This is a genomic window from Gemmatimonadales bacterium (assembly GCA_041390145.1).
In the GTDB taxonomy this organism is placed as follows: domain Bacteria; phylum Gemmatimonadota; class Gemmatimonadetes; order Gemmatimonadales; family GWC2-71-9; genus SPDF01.
The window spans coordinates 1-19,369 of record JAWKQM010000020.1 but is presented as its reverse complement, the minus strand read 5'-3'; the positions used below and the strand labels follow the sequence as shown (position 1 = coordinate 19,369).

Genomic DNA, 19,369 nt, shown 5'->3' with positions numbered 1-19,369 from the left:
TCACGTCTTCAGTTCTTTCTTCTTGGCCGCAGGAAAAAGCACGTTGTTCAGGATCAGGCGATAGCCCGGCGAATGGGGATGCAGGGACAGGTCGGTCGGCGCATCCCCGATCTGGTGCTGGGGATCTTCGGGGTCGTGGCCGCCATAAAAAGTCCAGGTGCCCTGTCCATGCTCACCATGAAGATACTTGGCCCACGGCGCGCCCGGCTCGTCGGCCAGGATGGTGACCCCGGGCTTGATGCGGCTCTTGCGGAACGACGTGGTCAGACCGTAAAAATCGGGAATCGTCTCCCGATGGTTCTGGACCAGCATCGTCGCCACCGGATCGATCTTGGCGCTGAAGGCGAACGTCCGGAAACTCCCCAGTTGCTGACGCCGGCTCAGCGAGTTGACCTCGTGGCCGTCGATATCCGAGAATTGCGACACGGTGGGGCTCAACTCGAGCCGGGCGTCCTGGAACGCGAGGGCGCGACTCCAGTCCATCTTGGCCGTCGCGTTGGGGTCCATCGGTGTCTGGTCCGCATACGCCGCGGCGATGTCCACGCCCGCACCGGCCAGCGCCAGATCGAGCGTCTCCGTGGCGGCGCACATCGCGAAGAGGAAGCCCCCCTGGTGCACGTACGCCGAGATCGCCTCGGCGACGGCGCGCTTTTCCGCCGGCACGTTCGGAAATCCGAAGGCGCGCGCCATGGCGGTGTTCCGCTCGACCATCTCGGTGAGCCAGGGGGCACCGGCGTACGTGAGATAGAACTTGGAGTACTGCCCCGTAAAGTCCTCGTGGTGCAGATGGAGCCAGTCGTACCGCGCCAGGCCGGTATTGCCCGGCGTGAGCACCTCCGGGTCCCAGACCTTGTCGAAATTGACGCCGGCATAGCGCAGCGCCATCGTCACGGCATCGTCCCACGGCGCGGCGTTCGGCGGCGCGTAGACGGCCACCTTCGGCGCCTTCTCGAGCGGGACGGCCTCCATGTTGCCCATCTGGATCTCGGCGCGAATCCCCAGCAGCGCGCCGTCGTCCAGCGGTTCCGTGGTGACGCCGGCCAGCGCCGCGTCGCGCGCCGTCACCTGGTCGGACGGCACCAGGAACGCCCCGTCGCGGTAGTTCAGGAACCATTCAGCGCGACCGCCACGCTCCAGCAGCCGGAACACCACGCCGTACGCCTTGAGGTGGTCGGCCTGGGCATCGTCCATCGGGATCAGGAGCCAGGGCGCGAGCCAGCCCGGGGCCCTGCCCAGGGAAAGAAAGGGAGCCGCCGCACAGGCGCTGCCGGCGCTCCACAGGAAATCACGTCGTCGCATCAACTCTCCGGGATGCCGCCGCGGGCGGCGTCGAGGACCCTGCGTGCCTGCGGCACGGCTGCGCTGCCGGGATAGGTCAGGATCAGGTGTTCGAGCAGTGCCACCGCCTCGTCGCGCCGGTCGAGCGAAAGGAACAGGCGCGCCAAGACTAGTTCGGCGGCTGGCGCGGTCGCTGGAGCCGAGGAGTCGGCGGCGCTCCGGAGCAGGCGCTCCGCGTCGTCGGTCCGACCCCGAGCCAACTCGATGCGGCCGGCGAGGAGGCGGAGCTCGGCGCCACCCGCCGCCGGCGGAAGTCCATCCGCGACCTGCAGCAGCTCCGCCACTGCCGCGGCGGAATCGCCGCGGGCCAGGGTGAAGAGTGCCGAGCCGAGCGCCGGCAGCGAGTCCGCCTCGATCGGCTGGATGAGCGTGAGCAAGGCGGTGCGCGCCGTCGCTTCCTCCCGCGTGCCCGCAAAGGGGCCTGCCGAGCGTAGCGCGGTAGATGCGCCGGCCAGGTCGCCTCGATAGAGGCGAATGCGGCCGCTCACCGCCAGCGCCTCGACGGTGCTGTCGCTGGCCAGGACCGCCTCCGCGCGCTCGAGGTTGCCCTGCTGGATCCACCCCTCGGCCACCTGGAGCGTAAGTCGCTCCGCGTTCTCCTCGCCGAGATTCTGCCGCAGGTTGTCGAGCTGCCGCTGCGCCTCATCCACCTGCCCTTCCCGCACGAGCACCGTCACGAGGGTAGCGGCCGCACTGGCGGCCATGTCGGGCGGTGTGCTGCCGTCGCTGGCGAGGGTGCCGAGCATCCGCCGTGCGGATGGAGCGTCCCCGCCGTCGGCGTAGGACCGGGCGGCCTCGAGTCGGAGTCGCGAGGCGCCGCTGCCGCTGGTCCGGTCGGCGAGCTGCTCGAGGGCCTGGCCGCGCACCGTCGCCGCCTCGGGGCCCCCGACTCCGCGGGCCGCGTCGAGAAACTGCCGTAACGCATCGACCGTCTGCGGCTGCCCTTCCGGCAGGCTGCTCATCAGTTGCGCGTACGCCGCGGCGGGTTGCCCCCATTGGATGGTGAGTTCCGCTCCCAGGCGCCGTGCGGCGGGCGTGCCCTTGGCGAGCTGCCGGAGGATCCGCTCCTGTTCGGCCTGTGGTGCCCGGAGCAAGGCGTTGCGCGCGGTAAGGCGGTACCCGGGATACCGGTCCATGGCGAGTGCCCACTCCCGCGCCGCTTCCTCCCAGTTGTTCTGCGCCGCCGCGAGCAACGCGATCTCGCCTGCCAGGGCCGCCGGATCGCCCAGCTGCTCGCGCCCCGTCAGGTACGCCCGGCGGGCGCCGTTCCCGTCCCGCTGGCTGAGCAGGGTGTTCCCCCATTCCCGATAGGGCACCTCGCTCCCCGGCTCCATCGATGCCCATCGCCGCGCCACGCTCGCCACGCTGTCGGGACGGTTGGCTGCGGCCCAGCCGCGCATCGCAATGGAATAGGCGGCCGTGATCGCCGGGTTGCTCGCCAGCAACGCTTCCGCAGGCAACGCCAGCTCCGCTTCCCGGCGCAACGGCACGAGGGAGCGCTCGAGCCCGAGGAGCGCGGAAAGGTTGTCGGGATACTGCCGCAGGATCTGCGCGTAGGCGGTGGCCGCCGCCGCGAAGTCGCTGCGTCGCTCCAGCTCGTAGGCACGCGTCATCGCCTCGGTCTGCCCGGCTGCCTGCCCCGACATCCCGACCAAAAGGAGCAACACCAGGAGTGCGCGCTTCACGGTGCCGGTCGCTCGGTCAGGCGCCTGAAGTACTCGAGGACCATGCGCCGGTCCTCCGGCGAGAGCCCCTGGAGCTGCTCCCAGGTCGGCAAACGCACCCGCCCGCCGTCGTCTTCCAACTGGGTTCGCAGTGCCGGGGGCAGTCGGACCTCGTCCTGGCTGCCGGTGGTGCTCTGCCGCTCCTTCTGGTCGTCCTGCTCCTCGCCCTGCAGCGTCCGCCCGGCGTCCAGCATGCGGCGGAAGAGTCGTTCCTGCCGCTCCACGGTCCGCTTGTCGAGTCGTCCGGCTTCCAGCTGGCGCGCCAGGTCGCGCGCCTCTCCCGCGAGTTCCCCTGCCCCTTCGGATTGTGTCTCCGCGCGGAGTCGCTCCAACTGCTCGGCGAGTGCCCGCTGCTGCTCGGAAAGCTGCCGAATCTGCTCCTGCATCGACCCGTTCCCCACCATCGGCAGCATCTGGGCGCCCTGCTGGCTCAGCTGTCCCTGCTGCTGCGCCATCTGCTTCATTCGCGCCATCGCCTCGGCAAGCCCGGAGCCGGAGCCGGACCCCGAGACGTCACCCCGCGCGCGAGACATCTGGTAGGCCGCGGCGTTGAGGGCGTCGACCGCCTCCCCCGCGCGCCCGGTGGCGTCACGCTGGCCGGGTACTGCCGTCGACAGTGCGTCGAGCGCCGCCTGCATCTGCCGCCTGGCGGCTTCCAGCGTCGCCCCGATCTGGGGGGGCACCAGCGCATTTTCCCCCGACACCTCTTTGTACTGCTCCGTCAACTTCTCAACCCCCTCCTCCACCGCGGCCTGCTGGGCCCTGAAGGTGGACGGAGACTCACCATTTCGCAGCGCCTCGGTGATGGCGAGTTGCCGGTCGGCCAGCCGGCTGGTCTCAGCCATCATCTGGTCGATCGCGGCCACCACCTCCGCCTTCCACTCACCCTGCACATCCTTTCGCTGCTCTTCCAGCGTCTTGCCAAGCGACTGCAGCTTCTGCTCAGCCTGCTTCCCCTGCTGCCTGGCGGCCTGCGGCTTCCCCTCCTTCGCCGAGGCGGCAGCCTGGTCCATCTGCTGCGCCGCCTCGGTCGCCGCGTCTGCCGACGCCTCCATCCGGTCCGCCTGCTCGCCCTGCTGCATCTGGTCCAGGTTCTGTGCCGCCTTCATGAGCGCGGACGCGAGCGAATCGGCGCGCTCCGCCAGCGCCTCCTCCTGCTCGGCGCTCCGTGCCGCGTCGGCCTGGTCCACTGCGTCATTCCAGCGACTCTGTTCCTGCTCAAGGTCGCGCGCCTCGGCCTCCAGGTTCGCCATCTCCCCTTCCATGGCGGCGCGCTCGAACAGTTTCTGGCTCCGCTCCAGCGCTTCCTTGAGTTGGCGCTGCGCCTCGGCCAGGTCCTCAAGCGCCTGCCGCGACCGGGCCGCATCCAGCTGGCTCAGCGCCTGCCGCAACTCCTCGAGCTGTTGGCGCATTTCCGGGGTCAGCGCCCGGTCGAGCTGCTCGGCGATCTCCTGCATCCGGCGCTGGAACTCGGGATCCTGGGTCCCGGTCTCCGCCGCGGCGCGCTGGAGGTCCTCGATGGCTGCCCGCGTCTCCTCGGCCTGGCGGACCAGCGCTTCCTGTTGGCGCGCCACGGCCTCGGCCCGCTTCGCCTCTTCGAACGACATCGGAGCCGCCTCACGGCGGCCCGATTGCTCCGAGGTCGAGCGCGACGCCTCGCGCGAGAGGTCTTCGGTCTGCCGCTGCAGTTGCTTGCTGGCCGCCGCCAGGGAATCGAGTTGCGCCCCGACCGATTCGGTGGCCGCACGTTCCGCGGCACGTACTTCCGCCATGGTCGGCAGACGAAGCACATACTCGCGCGACCGCCCCGTCCGTCCACTCGGCGCGTTGTCGACGGCGATCGCGTAGTAGCGCACGGTGTCGCCGGGCAGCAGCGACCGGCCCTCGAGATCGAACAGATAGGGGACGATGAGACGGTCGGGCGCACCCTCCGGCACCGGGATCAGGTCCCGTCGTTCCGGATCTTCCGTCCCGAACCGGCTGATCCGTCGGCTCACGATGGCGAGCGAGGTCACGCCGTGGTCATCGCGCGCATCGACGACCATCGGCACCCGAAGTCCGAGTGGAGCAAGGGTGTCCGCCCCGGGCACCGGGATGTTGACGGCCGGCGCGCTGTCCGGCGCGATCAACAGTTGAAGCGCGCCGTCATTGCCCGCGAGCGGGGTACCGCTCTCGGTCGTCAGGGCCAGCCGATAGGCGCCCGATGCCAGCGGAACCGTGCGCCCGCTGAACCGGCCGCCGGCAACGTCGAGCGAGACCGCCGCCCGGGGGCCCACCAGTTCCGCTGTGGTGAGCGGCGCCGTGGCCTCGCCCTCCACCACCAGCCTCGTCCCCTCGGGAAGGACAATCGAATCGGGGCCGAAGGTGAGCGACTCGTCCTCGAGGCCGAGGTACCGGGGATACTGCGCGGTCACGGTCACCGACCCGAGAAAGGCCGGCATCCGCACCGTCACATGCAGCGTGTCGGAGGTGCGCCCACCGCTGGTCGCGCGGACGAAGAGATCGGCGGTCAGTGGGCCGGAACTGATCGTCGCTTCACCGAGTGAGTCGAGTGCCACCTCCTCGGCTTGCCACGTTTCCCCTGGCGCGCGACTCCAAAGCGTGGCGGAGCGGCGTCCGGGGGCCCGCAACCGAAGCGCGACCTCCTCGCCGCGATTGACCGCCAGTTCGGAGGCGTCGACCCGCACCGCGCCCGTGGCGAGGGCCAGGGCATTCGCCGGGTGCCAGAGCATGCGCACCGGGGCGCGCCCAGGCCCCGCCCCGACCAGCCCCACCACCCCGAGCACCAGGGCGATCAGCGCCACCCGGTTGGATTGCCGGATCCGCGCGGTCAGGGGAGCCAGCGCGATGGGGCCACGGGAGTCGAGGTCCGACGCCGCAGCGTTGTCGGCGGCAAGGTGGAGATCCGCGCTGCCCCCATCGGCCGCGTCGGCGAGCATGCCCGTCAGCGCGCCAAGCCGCCACCCACCCTCAAATTCCAGGCGCCGGGCCAGCGCGGGCACGCGAAGCTCCTGCGCGCGTCGGACCAGGAGGTACGCCACCGCGACCGCCACCGTGACCGCAGCGAACCAGGCGGTCGGCACCCACCAGAGCGACTCGACCACGCCGAGCCGTGCCAGCCAGGCTGCCGCTCCCAGCACGAGGAGCACCGCACCGAGCACGAGCGCCCCGCCGCCGGTCATCGCCCGCCGGGCGAGGGGGGCGACGAGTCGTTCGAGCGCGGCCCGGGTCGCATCGCGAATCACTGCCCCGTCCCCACGGCGTAGGCCACGAGATTCACGCCCATGCGAAGCGCGGACTCCCGGACGGCCGGATCATCCTTGTGGACGTCGGGGTCTTCCCATCCATCGCCCAAGTCAGACTGGTAGGTGTAGAAGACCGCCAGCCGGCCGTCGAGAAAGATGCCGAACCCCTGTGCTGGCTTTCCGTCGTGCTCGTGGATCTTGGGCACACCGCGCGGGAACTGGTATACGAGGTTGTATATCGGATGGTCGAGCGGCACCTCTTCCAGCGGACGGTCGGGAAAGAGGCGAGCGATCTCACGCCGGAACGACTCGTCCATGCCGTAATTGTCGTCGGCGTGGAGGAAGCCCCCCTGCAACAGATACCGCCGGAGGGTGACGAGATCCTCGTCGCTGAAGCGCACGTTGCCGTGCCCCGTCATGTAGAGGTACGGCACGTCCCAGAGCGTCGGTGAGGAGAGGGTGACCACCCGTTCCCGCGCGGCGGTCTGCAGGTCGGTGCGGGCCCGCACCGCCGCGAGCAGGTTGGGCAGGCTCGAGGGGTTCGCGTACCAGTCGCCGCCGCCGTCGTAATGGAGCCGACCGATGACAATGCCCGACTCCTCCTGGGCGCCGAGCGTGGCGGCCCCGGACAGGGAGCACAGGGCGAATATCAGCAGGCGAAGGCTCCGCTGCGGGAGCCTGAACGATTTCACGGGAGCTCCATGACCAGGCGATACACTTCATTACGGCCGAGCCCGCTCGATTCCGTCAATCGGCGGACCACATCCTTCCGACTCAGCCCCTCGGCCAGGAGCGCCGCGGCGTCGACCCGGATGGCCTCCAGGTCGGGCGCGGACTCCGGTCCGGTCAGGGCGCCGGCGAGGACCAGGGTGATTTCGCCCTTCGGCGGGTGCGACGCATACCACGCCGCCAGCTCCGCGAGGGTGCCTTCGCGGAATTCCTCGTGGAGCTTGGTCAGTTCCCGGGCGACCACCGCCCGCCGCTCCGCTCCGCAGAGCTCCGCGAGGTCGCGCAACAGCGCCACCAGCCGGGGTGGCGCCTCGTAGAACACGACGGTCCACGGTTCGGCCGCGGCGCGCGCCAGCTCCTCGCGCCGCTCCCGACCCTTCCGGGCCGGAAACCCCAGGAAGAGATACCGGTCCGCCGGCAGTCCCGCCGCGGAGAGCGCGGTGGCGACCGCGGACGGTCCGGGAATGGGGACGACCGGCCGACCCGCAGCGCGCACCCCGGCCACCAGCCTGGCACCCGGGTCGCTGATTCCGGGAGTGCCGGCGTCGGTGACGAGCGCGACCGCCTGACCCGCCTCGAGCAGGGCGAGGATGGGAGCCACGTGGCTCGCCTCGGTATGGGCGTGCACGCTGATCAACCTCGGTGTCGCGCCGATATGCTGCAGCAGCGTGCGGCTCCGCCGGGTGTCCTCGGCGGCGACCACGTCGACCGCCCGCAGGATGTCGATGGCGCGGGTGGTCAGGTCTCCGAGGTGTCCGAGGGGGGTAGCCACAACGTAGAGCGTTCCGGGAATTACCAGGTGAGGCTCCAGGGAAAATGCGAATAAAAGCCCGCCGCCTGCAGGAGATGGCGCTGTTCCCGCGTCGTCTGCTGGAGGATCTGCGGCCCCGACCCGGGAGAGACGACCTCGACCTCGGTCAGGAGCGCCCCGGTCCAGGCGGCCAGATCCGCGGTCAGGTCACTGGCGGGAGTGGCCACCATCGAGGGATCCCCGCCGTTGGACGGGAGGAGATGCGCGAGTGCCGCGTGGCCGGGCAGCAGGCGTTCCGTGACCCGATCCACCCGGCGCAGGCCGTCACCGGGGAGCTCCGCCTCCAGGGCCGCAGAAATTCGGGTGAAGAGTTCCCGGTACATACGCACTTGTGACGGCAGCGCCTGCGCCGGGAGCCCGGCTGTTGGCGGCACTCCGCAGACGGAGAGCGCGGGCCGGATCCCCTCGGCGTCGGGCTGGAAGATCCCCTCGATATAGGCCGGCAGCGGCATTGACTCGGGCCGCGCATAGAAATATCCGCCGGTAAACTTCCCCCGATCGAACTGCAGGTAGTTGACCCGGCCATTCGAGATGATTTCGAGGCCACCGGTCAGCGACTCTTCGACCACGCGGGGAAAAATCAGCTCGGGATGCTTCGAATCGACGACCCACGGCTCCGCTGGCGCGGCACACGCCTGGTACATCCACTCCAGCTGGGCCAGCGGGGCCGCACAATAGGCCGCCTCGGCCCGCTCCGGATCGGCCTTGAGGCGGCGCACCGCTTCGGCGATGGGGAGCACCGAACGCTGGCCGGCACCGATGCCGGTGGCCGTCACCAACTCCCCCTCCCGGAAGAACAGGAGGATCAGCTCGTCGGGGAGATACCCGAGGAAGTAGGCGTCCACCTTCCCGTCGCGGTCGCGCTTGGCAAAGGAGAGGAGGTTGTCGAGATGGAGATAGATGAGCCGGGTGCGCGCAAGCAGAGTGTCCGACGCCGGAAACGCGACGTCGCTCAGCCGGATGGCGGAGTGAAGCAGACGGGTACCGCTGACGCGCATAGACCCTCGGCGGGACGGGCCGCCCGGCTGGGCGGCCCGGGACGCGGCGCCCTACGCCGCGAGGTGGTGCTGAATCTTCGATGCAATGGCCGGCTTGGGCACCGCGCCGATCACGGTGTCCACATGCTTTCCGTCCTTGAAGAAGAGCAGCGCCGGAATCGACCGGATGTTGAACCGTGCCGCCACCCGCTGGTTCGCATCGACATCCAGCTTGGTGATCCGGACCTTGCCGGTGTACTCCACGGCGAGCTGCTCCAGCGACGGCGCAATGACCTGGCACGGTCCGCACCAGGCGGCCCAGAAATCCACCAGCACCAGTCCCTTGTGCTGTTCCACTTCGGAGGCGAAGGTGCTCTCGGTTACGTCAATCGTGTTCTGCCCCATGTGCGTCCACCCTCTCAGAGTACGGCGGGATGCGCGGTCGCGCACCCCGGAGTTAAGTTGAGTCCAACTAACCTGCCACGCCGGAGTCTCCGTGCCGGATGCCCCTCGCATCGCCCATATCGGGATCGCGGTCGAAAACCTCGACGAGGCCCTGCAATTCTATCGCGACGTCCTCGGCGTGGCGCCTCACCCGCCCGAGGTCGCCGACGGCGCCACCATCGTCTCGCTGCCCTTCGGCGAGTCGGAGGTCGAACTGCTCGAGGCGCGGGACGCCGAATCCCCTATCGCAAAATTCATCGCGCGCCGCGGTCCCGGCATCCACCACGTCTGCTATCGCGTACCCGACCTCGATATCGCCCTGCGCCAGGCTCGTGCGGCCGGCTACCGCCTGGTCGACGAGACGCCGCGGACGGGTGCGGGCGGCTGCCGGATTGCCTTCCTTCACCCCAAGTCCACCGCCGGCATCCTCATCGAGCTCACCGAGTGACCAATGCCGGGGCGGGTGAACCTACATCGGGTTGCCCTGGTCGTCGCACGGCCTGCCCGGCGTGGCCGCCATCGTGACGTCCACGTTCTGGACCAGGTACTGGTCCTTCCACTTCCCGACGATGAACGGCACGGCGTTCTGGCACTTGCCCACGTACATGCGCATCGTCACCATGACCTGGTCCGAGTGCCCGTCCACCGTTCCGAGGCCGACCACCTTGGCCGAGTCGTTGGTCAGGTACTTCTGCAGCACCCGGATGCGCTTCTCGTAGTCCGGCGGCTGCTTGCTCGTGGCGGCCGGGCCGGCGGAGCCGCCCCAATAGGTCGCCATGAGCGTCAGGTTGGTGTCCCGGGCCGCGGAGAGAAACGCCTTGACGGTCGTCTCCGGCGAGCGGTTCGACATCGGGGTGCCGGTGCCGCCGCCACTGCCGCCAGCGCAGGCGGCGACGAGCAGTACACAGGGAATCCAGCGCAGTGTCACGGGCGTTCCGCCTTGTGAAAGTGGACTGCCTCAAACGTAAACCGCGCGCGGAGTGCGAGCAATGACGCCACTCAGGCTGTACGTCAACATCGACCACGTCGCCACGGTCCGCGAGGCGCGGCGGACCGACGAGCCCGAGCCACTCGCCGCGGCACGCGCTGCGATGGCGGGCGGGGCCGACGGCATCACCGTGCATCTCCGCGAGGATCGCCGGCACATCCAGGACGCGGACGTGGTCGCAATTGCCGAGCAACTCCCCGCCCCGCTCAACTTTGAACTGGCCCTGACCGACGAGATCGTCGCCCTGGCCTGCCGCCTCCGTCCCCACCAGGTGACCCTCGTCCCGGAGCGCCGCGAGGAGGTCACCACCGAGGGGGGGCTCCTGGTCAGCTCCCGGGACGCCCGGCTCCGGAACGCGATCCGTCGGCTCGACGAGGCGGGCTGCCGGGTGAGCCTCTTCATCGACCCGTCCCTCGACGTGATCGACGCCGCCAAGGACCTCGGCGTCCCGGCCATCGAACTCCATACCGGCGAGTACGCCCACCACTGGCGCGAGGGCCCTGCCGCGCTCGACGCGCTTCGTACTGCCGCGCGCCACGCCCGCGACCTCGGGCTGTTCGTCCACGCCGGCCATGGGCTCACCTACCTGAACGTGCAGGACGTCGCCTCGGTTCCCGAGATCGAGGAACTGAACATTGGCCACAGCATCGTAAGCCGGGCCCTCTTCGACGGCATGGAGCAGGCGGTCCGGGAGATGAAGCGGTTGGTGGGCGAAGTCCGGCCCCCAAACCTTTCCCGGGAACGCCGCACACCCTAACTTGGTTCGACATGCCCAACCCCCTCGGCCCGACTGACTTCTTCGCACTGGAGGCCGGCGAGTACCTCGAGCGGCTCGCCCGGCTGGCGGCTGCCGACGGTGGCCCGCCTCCCCAGGAGTTTGTCCGCTATGCCCGCGCCCTGCGCGGCTCGGCGCTGATGGCCAATCAGCCGGAGATCACCCGTGCAGCGGGCGCGCTCGAAGGGGTGGCGCGTGCCTACCAGGACGGCGCCTGTGTGTGGGACTCCGCCCTGGCCGAGGTCGTCGGGCAATCGGTCGACGACCTGAAGCGCCTCGTCCGGCAGGCCCGGGAGTGGACTCCCGACGACACCGCGCGCGCCGACCGACTCTCCCGCTCGCTCGAATCCATCAGCGGCCGCCCCCCGGAGGGCAGCCGCCCGCCGACCCGGAGCCGGGGCGAACTGAACGCCGGGGTCCGGGCATTCGTGGCCCGCGAAGGCGCCCTGGTGGCCAGCGCCCTCGACCGCGCAGCGCGCGCCCTCGACGCCGACCCGGCCGCGCGCGATCCGCTCCACAATATCCTGAAGCGAATGCAGTCGCTGCGGGGGCTCGCGGCCCTCACCGACCTGGCGCCACTCCCCGAACTGCTCGACAGCTTGGAAATGGCTGTTGGCGACCTGCTGCGGGCCGCCGCTCCCCCGAGCGGGGTGAGCGAGGTGTTCGAAGCGGCCGCGCAGGCGCTCACCCGCGCCTCGCGGGATGTCGCCGATCAGGGTCGCCCCGAGCCCGATGCCACCGAGTCCCGCCACTTCGCGGCCCTGCTCATCCGCCGCCTGGCCGATGATCGCGATGTCGTCGGCATCGAGACCCTCTGCCCCGAGGGCCAGCCGAGCATCGTCCAGGCGGGCACGCCGCCGGATCAGCCCTCCGCCGTCACCCTCGGGTCCGTCGAACTGCTGACCCACGGCGAGTTCCTGGTGCATGCGGCGGACGAACTCGAGCGGGTGGAGTCCGACACGCAGCGCGACCTTCGCCTCTACAACCTGACCGGTGCGCTCGAGTCCCCTCGCCTCTCCGCGGCCGCGACGATCGGCCACGGACTCGACACCTTTGCACAGGCCGTCCGCCTGGCCATCGTCAGTGGCAGCGCCGCCGGCGATCCCGGAGGCTTTGCCGCCGCACTCCGCTCTGCCGGCACCCTGATTCGGGGGCTCGGGCCGCGGAGCGATCCGGAGCGGGCATCGACGGAGCTCGCGGGGTTGGCGGCCATCCTTGGTCAGGCCCCGGACGACATCGTGCCGATTGAGTCCCTCGCCCCTGACGACGACATCATCCCCGTCGAGGAGTTGGCCCCGAGCGCCGAATCGGAGGAGTTGCTGCCCGCCGAGGCGACAGAAGACGCCTCTCTCGCCGGGAGCTTCCTCACCTATGCGCGTCTCAGCGGTGCACGGGGACGGACGTCGGGGAACGGCATGGCGCGAACCTCGGTGCCTCCCGTGGCGACGCCGCCCGCCGCACCCGTTCAGGCCGAGGAGGCCGTCGAGATCGGCACCCTCCTGTACCGCGGCGACGCCGCCCTGCGCCGCGCCGACGACGTGCGCCGTGATCTGTCCGATCTCCTCCGCACTGGTGCGCAGCTGGGCAGCATCCGCCCCCTCCTTGACGAGTTGCTCGACCTCGTCCCGCTGGCGCTCGAGAAATCCGCTTGAACGGATCGCGTCACCGGGTGTGGCAGCTCGTGCTCGCCGTCACCCTCTCTGCCCTGCTCCTCTGGTGGGCCTTTCGTGACGTAGACCTTGCGGAGGCGCTCGGGTACCTGCGCGCCGTCCGGCTCGGGTGGCTTCTCGCCGCCGTCCTCGTGGCCACCTCCCTCTTCCCCCTGCGGCTCTTCCGCTGGCGCCTCCTGCTCCGCCGGGAGAACGGCGACCCCTATCCATGGACGCCGCTCTGGCACGCGATTGCGATGGGCTTCGCCGCCAACAACCTCCTCCCCTTCCGCGCCGGGGAAGTCGTGCGCACGGTCGCGGCCAGCCGGCTGACCGGCGCCCGGCTGACCACCTCGCTCGCATCGGTGGCCGTCGAGCGCGTGTTCGACGCGCTCACGGTTGTCGGCCTCCTGGCCGTGGCGTTGCTGCTGCCGGGGATGCCCGCGGGACTCTCGGTGGCGGGGATTCCCGTCCAGCGGGTCGCGACCACCGCCGGGCTCCTCGCATTGGCCGCGCTGGCCTGCGCCGGGCTGGTGGTGGCGTTTCCCCGGATCGCGGAGCGCGTGGTGCGCAGGGTCATCCCGTCGGACCGGATGGCACTGCGGCTGATCGAGGTCATCGAGGGCATCCGCCAGGGCCTCGCCGTGCTGCAGTCCCCGACGCGGCTCGCCGGGGTGATCATCTGGTCGGTGGTGCTTTGGCTGGTGAACGCCCTCTCCTTCTATCTCGCCTTTCTGGCGTTCGACCTGCCGGTGAACTACACCGGCGCGGTCGTCCTCCAGGGGGTGCTCGCCTTTGGGATTGCCGTGCCATCGGCGCCCGGATATGTCGGGCCGTTCGAGGCGGCTATCACGGCGGTCCTCGCGCTCTACGGGATTGGCGCGAGCCAGGCGGTGGCGTACGCGGTCGGCTACCACATCACCACCTTCATCCCGATCACCGTGCTGGGCGTCTGGTCCGCCACCAAGACCGGGCTCGGACTCGGAGCCACGGCGCGCGAGGCGCCGCCCGATGCCTGACGCACCGCTCCAGATGCGCGCTCCCGCCAAGGCCAACCTCTTTCTGCGGGTCCTCGCCAGAGAGTCGACCGGATACCACGGACTCGAGACCCTCTTCTGCCTGCTGGACCTTGCCGACGAATTGACGGCCGAGCGCCGCGCCGGCGATGCAGTCAGCATTGAGGTCCGCGGCGCCGATGTCGGCCCACCGGAGAAGAACCTGGCGGTCCGCGCGGCGGAGATGGTCCTGCAGGCGACCGGCCGCCGGTTCGGCGTGCACCTGACCCTCGACAAGCGGATTCCGATGCAGGCGGGACTCGGCGGCGGGTCGAGCGACGCGGCCGCGGCGCTGGTGCTCACGAATCAGCTGGCCGGGAACGCCGTCCCCCGGCACGAACTGCTCCAATTTGCCGCGAAGCTCGGCAGCGATGTGCCGTTCTTCCTGAGCGAAGCGCGCCTGGCGCTGGCGTGGGGACATGGCGAGCGGCTGCTACGGCTGCCCCCGCTGCCGGCGGCTCCCGCGCTGTTGCTGGTGCCGGCGGAGGGGATGCCGACGGCGGAGGCATACGCCTTGATAGACCAGGGCACAGCGTCCACCCGGCGCGGTGGGCTGGCACTCGACCTCGACGCGTTGCGGGGGTGGGGCGACATCGCGCGGATGGCCGGGAACGACTTCGAGTCCGCGCTCTTTGCCCGGCGGCCGACCCTCAAGGCGGCGTTCGAGGCCCTGGCGGGCACCCGGCCCCTGCTCTGCAGGCTGACGGGCTCCGGATCGGCCTTCCTGGCCGTGTACCGAAACACGACCGACCGCACCGACGCCGTCATGATGCTGGGGCGGAAGCACGGCGCGCTGATCGAGGCGACCGCCGGCTGAAGGCCGCCTCGACCCTCGGTCCTTTCTCCTGCCGCTGCAATGCTTTACCTTTGTTTTCGCTGGCCCTTCGTCCAATGGCAGGACAGCAGACTTTGGATCTGCGAATGGTGGTTCGAATCCACCAGGGCCAATCCTCACGCGCGCCGATCCTGTTGTCCCCGCACGAGTTGACTCTCCCCAGTTCGCCCGGTTAGATTTGAGGGCTATATGGCGTCGATATCGCTCGAACGCAGCCAACTGTTGCTCCTCAGTGGCACGGCCAACCGGCCGCTCGCCGAGGAGGTGGCGCAGCATCTGGGTCAACCGCTGTGCAAGGTGACCGCCAAGCGGTTTGCCGACGGCGAGATCTTCGTCAAGATCGACGAGAATGTGCGTGGCCGGGACGTCTACATCATCCAGCCCACGAACCCGCCGGCCGACAACCTGATGGAGCTGCTGCTCCTGATGGACGCCGCCAAACGGGCCAGCGCGGCGCGGGTCACCCCGGTCATCCCCTACTTCGGGTATGCCCGGCAGGATCGGAAGGACCAGCCGCGGGTGGCCATCAGCGCGCGGCTGGTGGCGAACATGGTCACGATGGCCGGGGCAGACCGGGTGCTGGGCATGGACTTCCATCAGCACCAGATGCAGGGATTCTTCGATATCCCGGTCGACCACCTGTACGCGGCGCCGGCCTTCGTGAATCACTTCCGGCAGAAGCGCCTGAAGGATCCGGTGGTGGTGGCGCCCGACGTCGGCTCGGCCAAGATGGCCCGCGGGTTTGCCAAGCGGCTGAACGCGACGCTCGCCATCATCGACAAGCGGCGGCCGTCGGCCAACATCGCGGAAGTGGTCAACGTCGTCGGTGAAGTGAAGGACCGGGATTGCGTCATTCCGGACGACATGATCGACACGGCCGGCACCATGTCCGAAGCGGTGCGCGCGCTGAAGCGCCTCGGCGCCAACGATGTCTACTGCTGCGCGACGCACGCGCTGCTGTCCGGGCCGGCTGTCGAACGGCTCTCGACCTCGGGTGTCAAGGAAGTGGTGGTCACGAACACGATCGCCATTCCGCCGGAGCGGATGTTCAAGCAGTTGACCGTCCTGTCGATCGCCGGCCTGCTGGCCAAGGCGATCGGCTACACCCACAGCGACCAGTCGGTCAGCTCGCTGTTTGATTGAGGGCGCCGCGTCGGCGCCCATTACCTCGAAGGATCGGACTATGGCACAACAGGTGAATCTTGCGGCGGCCTCCCGCCCTCAGACTGGAACCGGAGCCGCCCGTGCGCTCCGTCGCGCGGGCCAGGTGCCGGCGGTCATTTACGGCCACGGCCGCGAACCGGAGTCCCTCGCCATCGACGCCGGCGACCTCTCCCGGCTCCTGCCGACCATGACGGCCAGCACCATCCTGGACGTGACCGTCGACGGCCGCGCCCCGGTCAAGGCGCTGCTGCGCGACCTGCAGCGCCACGCCCTGCGCTCCTCGACCATCGTGCATCTCGACCTCTATGAGATCCACGCTGACGAGGAAGTGGACGTGCGGGTGGCCATCCACCTCACCGGCGTGCCGGACGGCGTCCGGAACTTCGGCGGCGTGCTCGACTTCGTGCACCGTGACGTCGAAATCCGCGTGCTGCCGGGCGACATCCCGGCGTCGATCGACGTCGACGTGACCAACCTCGCCATCGGCCACTCGATCTTCGTGCGCGACCTCGTCCTGCCCACGGGTGAAATCCTCGACGACGAGAACGTCGCGATCTGCACGGTCGTCGCGCCGCGGGTCGAGGAAGTCGCCGCGGCCGTCGAAGAGGACGCCACCGCCGAGCCCGAGTTGATCCGGAAGCCGAAGGGCGAGGACGACGAGGACGACGACAAGGAGTGACGCCCTGCGCGCCATCCTCGGACTCGGCAACCCGGGTCCCGAATACGAGCAGACCCGGCACAACGCGGGGTTCATCCTGGCCGATCACCTGGCGCGGCGCTGGGGCTTCGGCGCGTTCCGCCGTGCGGAACGGGCCCGCGAGGCCGGGGGCCAGCGCGACGGGACGGACATCCGGCTGATCAAGCCGACCACCTACATGAACCGGAGCGGGGCGGCACTCGCCCCGCTCCGTGCGTTTCCGGGGTTCGACCCGGCGCAGGACCTGCTGGTGCTGGTCGACGATGTGGCGCTTCCGGCCGGCCGGTTTCGGCTCCGGGGGGCCGGCTCGGCCGGGGGACACAACGGCCTGAAGAGCATCGAGGGGGCACTGATGCGTCAGGACTACGCCCGACTCCGGATCGGCGTCGGGCCCCTGCCCCCCGACGGCCGCGACCTGGCGGACTTCGTCCTCGACCGGTTTACCGGCGATGAGTGGACGCTGTTGACGGACCTGCTCGACCCGATGGCTGAGGCGGTGGAGTGTTGGCTGGCGGAAGGCATCGAACCAGCCATGAACCGATATAACGGAGGCTGAGTGTTGAATTTTCCTGTGCTCGCGATGGCCGGCGGCTTCTCCGGGCTCCTGATCGCGATGACGATCTATCTCTACCTGCGTCGGCAGCCCCGCGGCACCGAGGCGATGCAGAACATCGCCACGCTGATCGAAGACGGCGCGATGGCGTTCCTGCGGCGGGAATACACCGCCCTGGCCCCCTTCCTCCTGGTGGTCGCCGGCCTCCTCTACTGGGCGATCGGCCCGTGGACCGCTGGCACCTACCTGTTCGGCGGCGTCTGCTCGATCTTCGCCGGCCTCTTCGGGATGAAGGCGGCCACCAAGGCGAACGTCCGCACCTCCGAGGCGGCGCGCACCGTCGGCCAGGCGAAGGCGCTCTTCCTGGCCTATAACGGCGGCGCGGTGATGGGCCTGGCCGTGGCCTCCCTCGGCCTGATCGGCATCGGGACCGTCACCTGGCTGGTGCTCGACCCCGCCACCGCGGACATGCTCGGCTTCAGTGCGTTCACCGAGATCCTCTCCGGCTTCGCGATGGGTGCCTCGTCGATCGCGCTCTTTGCGCGGGTCGGCGGCGGCATCTACACCAAGGCGGCGGACGTCGGCGCCGACCTCGTGGGCAAGGTCGAGGCCGGGATCCCCGAGGACGACCCGCGCAATCCCGCCACCATCGCGGACAACGTGGGCGACAACGTCGGCGACGTGGCCGGCATGGGCGCCGACATCTTCGAGAGCTACGTCGGCGCCGTCATCGCCACGATCGCCCTCGCCGCCACCAGCGCCGCCATCCCCGACATGTTCCGGATGAACGCCATCGCCCTCCCGATCCTGATGATCCTGGCCGGCCTCGTCGCGTCGATCGTCGGCATCGCCGCGATGCGGCTCCTCGAGCATGGCGACCCGGCCAACGCGCTCCGCAACACCACCCTGATCGCCGCCGGGCTCTTCCTCGTCGCCGCCTGGTGGCTCGTCGATCACCTGGCCCTCGGTATGGACGGTCGGCCCGCGCTCGGCGCCTTCTACGCCGTGCTCGCCGGCACTGTCAGCGGCATCGCCATCGGCGCCGTCACCGAGTACTACACCTCCGGGAAGCCGGTGCGGGACATTGCGCAGGCCTCGAACACCGGCGCCGCCACCAACATCATTGCCGGCCTCTCGGTCGGCATGATCTCCACGCTCCTGCCGATCCTCCTCATCGGCGGCGCCATCTACGTGTCCTACTGGGCCGCCGACCTCTACGGCATCGCCATCGCCGCGGTCGGCATGCTCGCCACCGTGGGCGTCACGATGACGGTGGACGCCTACGGTCCGATCGCCGACAACGCCGGCGGCATCTCCGAGATGAGCGGCCTCGGCCCCGACGTCCGGAAGATTACCGACGGCCTCGACGCCCTCGGCAACACGACCGCCGCCATCGGCAAGGGCTTCGCCATCGGATCCGCGGCGCTGACCGCCCTGGCCCTCTTCACCGCCTTTGCCACCGCCGTCGCCCCCCCGGGCGAAGTGCTCCGGCTCGACATCCTGAATCCGATGGTGGTCATCGGCATGTTCATCGGTGGTACCCTGCCCTTCGTCATGGGCTCGCTCACGATGACCGCCGTCGGTCGCGCCGCGCAGGGCATGGTGGAGGAGGTCCGCCGCCAGTTCCGCGAGATTCCCGGCCTCATGGAAGGCACCGCCAAGCCCGACAGCGCGCGGTGCGTCGATATTTCGACCAAGGCGGCGCTCCGTGAGATGATCATCCCAGGCGTCACGGCCGTGGCGGTGCCCGTGCTGGTCGGCGCCTTCCTCGGCGTCGAGACGCTGGGCGGGCTCCTGGCCGGCGCCACCGTCACCGGCGTCCTGCTCGCGCTCTTCATGGCCAATGCCGGTGGTGCGTGGGACAACGCCAAGAAGTACATCGAGGGTGGCGCCCACGGCGGCAAGGGCAGCGAACAGCACAAGGCCGCCGTGGTCGGCGACACCGTCGGCGATCCGTTCAAGGACACCTCCGGCCCGGCCATGAACATCCTCATCAAGCTGATGAGCGTGGTGAGTCTGGTGCTGGCGCCGTGGTTTGCCAGCCTGGCGAGGTAGGCAGGGAGGCAGGGAGGCAAAATAGAGAACGGGCGCACAATCGTGCGCCCGTTTTCTTTTGACCGTCTCCCCGCCCCGCTGCCTAGCGGCCCCGCCCTAGACCGTCCAGGTCTTCCCCTGATTCAGCAGCGCCTTGATATCGGGTGTGCCGGTCGGCTGCTTCCCGTAGACCGCCGCCGTGTAGCTCTGGACCGGATCGGCGTAAAGGACGCCCAGGGCGACCGGGAACGGCGAGGCGAGCGCGGCCAGCATCCCGGCGAGCGTCCGGTTGGTCTCGTCGTGCACCAGGATGTCCTCCATGGACACCCCTGCCTCGCCGAGGGTCACCAC

Annotated in this window: 18 protein-coding genes and 1 tRNA gene; 10 read left to right on the top strand and 9 right to left on the bottom strand. The window is 69.7% G+C overall.

Annotated features, from left to right (window positions below; translation table 11 throughout):
- Genes R2910_13710 through trxA form a run of 7 tightly spaced genes read right to left on the bottom strand, consistent with a single transcriptional unit; the run spans window position 1 to window position 9,229 of the window.
- Window positions 1-1,299 carry a hypothetical protein gene (locus tag R2910_13710; protein MEZ4414040.1) on the bottom strand — a complete coding sequence of 433 codons (1,299 nt, stop codon included), beginning with the start codon at window positions 1,297-1,299 and terminating at the stop codon, window positions 1-3.
- The gene (locus R2910_13705; protein ID MEZ4414039.1) at window positions 1,299-3,023 is read right to left on the bottom strand and encodes a hypothetical protein; all 1,725 of its coding nucleotides are present in this window, start codon (window positions 3,021-3,023) and stop codon (window positions 1,299-1,301) included. The genes R2910_13710 and R2910_13705 overlap by 1 nt, the downstream gene beginning before the upstream one ends.
- Window positions 3,020-6,307: a DUF4175 family protein gene (locus R2910_13700; GenBank protein MEZ4414038.1), complete on the bottom strand. Its 3,288-nt coding sequence runs from the start codon at window positions 6,305-6,307 to the stop codon at window positions 3,020-3,022. The genes R2910_13705 and R2910_13700 overlap by 4 nt, the downstream gene beginning before the upstream one ends.
- Window positions 6,304-6,999, bottom strand: coding sequence for a DUF4159 domain-containing protein (locus R2910_13695; protein MEZ4414037.1), 696 nt, complete (start codon window positions 6,997-6,999; stop codon window positions 6,304-6,306). Before R2910_13695 ends, R2910_13700 begins: the two co-directional genes overlap by 4 nt.
- Window positions 6,996-7,808: a 16S rRNA (cytidine(1402)-2'-O)-methyltransferase gene (gene rsmI, locus R2910_13690; protein ID MEZ4414036.1), complete on the bottom strand. Its 813-nt coding sequence runs from the start codon at window positions 7,806-7,808 to the stop codon at window positions 6,996-6,998. The genes R2910_13695 and rsmI overlap by 4 nt, the downstream gene beginning before the upstream one ends.
- A 20-nt stretch (window positions 7,809-7,828) precedes the next feature.
- Window positions 7,829-8,845, bottom strand: a complete 1,017-nt coding sequence (locus R2910_13685; GenBank protein MEZ4414035.1) for a hypothetical protein — start codon at window positions 8,843-8,845, stop codon at window positions 7,829-7,831.
- Between the two features lie 51 nt (window positions 8,846-8,896).
- Window positions 8,897-9,229: a thioredoxin gene (trxA, locus tag R2910_13680; GenBank protein ID MEZ4414034.1), complete on the bottom strand. Its 333-nt coding sequence runs from the start codon at window positions 9,227-9,229 to the stop codon at window positions 8,897-8,899.
- 91 nt (window positions 9,230-9,320) lie between these two features.
- Between trxA and mce the strand changes: the two genes are divergently transcribed.
- Window positions 9,321-9,716: a methylmalonyl-CoA epimerase gene (mce, locus tag R2910_13675; protein MEZ4414033.1), complete on the top strand. Its 396-nt coding sequence runs from the start codon at window positions 9,321-9,323 to the stop codon at window positions 9,714-9,716.
- Window positions 9,717-9,737: 21 nt separating this feature from the next.
- Here mce and R2910_13670 read toward each other — a convergent pair whose 3' ends face one another.
- A complete protein-coding gene (locus tag R2910_13670; GenBank protein MEZ4414032.1) occupies window positions 9,738-10,196 on the bottom strand; it encodes a hypothetical protein in 459 nt (152 codons plus the stop codon).
- A 61-nt stretch (window positions 10,197-10,257) separates the two neighbouring features.
- Between R2910_13670 and R2910_13665 the strand changes: the two genes are divergently transcribed.
- From R2910_13665 to R2910_13625, 9 genes are all read left to right on the top strand, one after another.
- Window positions 10,258-11,013: a pyridoxine 5'-phosphate synthase gene (locus tag R2910_13665; GenBank protein MEZ4414031.1), complete on the top strand. Its 756-nt coding sequence runs from the start codon at window positions 10,258-10,260 to the stop codon at window positions 11,011-11,013.
- Window positions 11,014-11,024: 11 nt separating this feature from the next.
- Window positions 11,025-12,683: a hypothetical protein gene (locus R2910_13660; GenBank protein MEZ4414030.1), complete on the top strand. Its 1,659-nt coding sequence runs from the start codon at window positions 11,025-11,027 to the stop codon at window positions 12,681-12,683.
- Complete coding sequence (locus R2910_13655; GenBank protein MEZ4414029.1) at window positions 12,680-13,699, top strand: lysylphosphatidylglycerol synthase transmembrane domain-containing protein; 1,020 nt, start codon at window positions 12,680-12,682, stop codon at window positions 13,697-13,699. The genes R2910_13660 and R2910_13655 overlap by 4 nt, the downstream gene beginning before the upstream one ends.
- A complete protein-coding gene (gene ispE / locus R2910_13650; protein MEZ4414028.1) occupies window positions 13,692-14,552 on the top strand; it encodes a 4-(cytidine 5'-diphospho)-2-C-methyl-D-erythritol kinase in 861 nt (286 codons plus the stop codon). The genes R2910_13655 and ispE overlap by 8 nt, the downstream gene beginning before the upstream one ends.
- A gap of 60 nt (window positions 14,553-14,612) precedes the next feature.
- A tRNA-Gln gene (locus R2910_13645) sits at window positions 14,613-14,683 on the top strand.
- 76 nt (window positions 14,684-14,759) lie between these two features.
- Complete coding sequence (locus tag R2910_13640) at window positions 14,760-15,713, top strand: ribose-phosphate pyrophosphokinase (GenBank protein MEZ4414027.1); 954 nt, start codon at window positions 14,760-14,762, stop codon at window positions 15,711-15,713.
- 40 nt (window positions 15,714-15,753) lie between these two features.
- A complete protein-coding gene (locus R2910_13635) occupies window positions 15,754-16,413 on the top strand; it encodes a 50S ribosomal protein L25 (GenBank protein ID MEZ4414026.1) in 660 nt (219 codons plus the stop codon).
- Between the two features lie 4 nt (window positions 16,414-16,417).
- A complete protein-coding gene (gene pth, locus R2910_13630) occupies window positions 16,418-16,987 on the top strand; it encodes an aminoacyl-tRNA hydrolase (protein MEZ4414025.1) in 570 nt (189 codons plus the stop codon).
- Window positions 16,988-19,039 (top strand): sodium-translocating pyrophosphatase, encoded by a 2,052-nt coding sequence (locus R2910_13625; protein ID MEZ4414024.1) that lies wholly within the window; start codon window positions 16,988-16,990, stop codon window positions 19,037-19,039. It begins immediately after the preceding gene.
- A gap of 96 nt (window positions 19,040-19,135) precedes the next feature.
- Here R2910_13625 and R2910_13620 read toward each other — a convergent pair.
- The coding region (locus R2910_13620) for a hypothetical protein (GenBank protein ID MEZ4414023.1) at window positions 19,136-19,369 on the bottom strand (234 nt) is incomplete at its 5' end.

Bases quoted from the DNA above. Each gene is read 5' to 3' on its own strand.
- trxA (MEZ4414034.1), bottom strand. From the start codon at position 9,229: ATGGGGCAGAACACGATTGACGTAACCGAGAGCACCTTCGCCTCCGAA.
- R2910_13660 (MEZ4414030.1), top strand. From the start codon at position 11,025: ATGCCCAACCCCCTCGGCCCGACTGACTTCTTCGCACTGGAGGCCGGC.
- ispE (MEZ4414028.1), top strand. From the start codon at position 13,692: ATGCCTGACGCACCGCTCCAGATGCGCGCTCCCGCCAAGGCCAACCTC.
- R2910_13640 (MEZ4414027.1), top strand. From the start codon at position 14,760: ATGGCGTCGATATCGCTCGAACGCAGCCAACTGTTGCTCCTCAGTGGC.
- R2910_13635 (MEZ4414026.1), top strand. From the start codon at position 15,754: ATGGCACAACAGGTGAATCTTGCGGCGGCCTCCCGCCCTCAGACTGGA.
- R2910_13685 (MEZ4414035.1), bottom strand. From the start codon at position 8,845: ATGCGCGTCAGCGGTACCCGTCTGCTTCACTCCGCCATCCGGCTGAGC.
- R2910_13710 (MEZ4414040.1), bottom strand. From the start codon at position 1,299: ATGCGACGACGTGATTTCCTGTGGAGCGCCGGCAGCGCCTGTGCGGCG.
- R2910_13665 (MEZ4414031.1), top strand. From the start codon at position 10,258: ATGACGCCACTCAGGCTGTACGTCAACATCGACCACGTCGCCACGGTC.